Source organism: Corallococcus praedator (assembly GCF_003612125.1).
GTDB classification, from domain to species: domain Bacteria; phylum Myxococcota; class Myxococcia; order Myxococcales; family Myxococcaceae; genus Corallococcus; species Corallococcus praedator.
Genome location: NZ_RAWI01000879.1, coordinates 1 through 492 on the forward strand (window position 1 = coordinate 1; position 492 = coordinate 492).

1 protein-coding gene is annotated in these 492 nt (G+C 52.0%); it reads left to right on the top strand.

Going from position 1 to position 492, the window contains the following annotated elements:
• Positions 1-492: hypothetical protein (locus tag D7Y13_RS50050; RefSeq protein ID WP_208734585.1), on the top strand; the 492-nt coding region annotated here is incomplete at both ends.

The window sequence follows — 492 nt, forward strand, 5'->3', positions numbered from 1 at the left end:
GAACGCATCCGCGTCAAAAGTAATGCTTGGATCTATCGCCCACGCAAAGGTTGGAAGCAATTAAACCAGTATCATCTAGCCGCAGGAGAAAGCATTTTGCTGCACGACGTCAGCCTGACCAAATCGCGTCCTTTGGCAGATTTGAATATTGCCCTCGGTCGCGACCCCATCTCTGCTCAGGTGTGGTTGGTTGCAACCGATGAACCTGCCACCCTGCAAACCTTTCAACAATACAGCCAGAGGTTTCCAGTCGAAGAGGAGATCCTCGATGAAAAATCAAATGGCTTTCAACTCGAACGCTCAGAACTACGCAATGTTCCAGCACTCTCTCGACTCTGCTTGGTGATGGCAGTCACGACCTTACTCTTGACCGTGCAAGGGCAGCAAGTTGTCGCAGCGGGCAAGCGTCGGTGGGTGGACGCGCATTGGAATCGGGGCAACAGCTATTTCCGTATCGGTTGGAACTGGCTCAAGGGATGCTTACATCAAGAC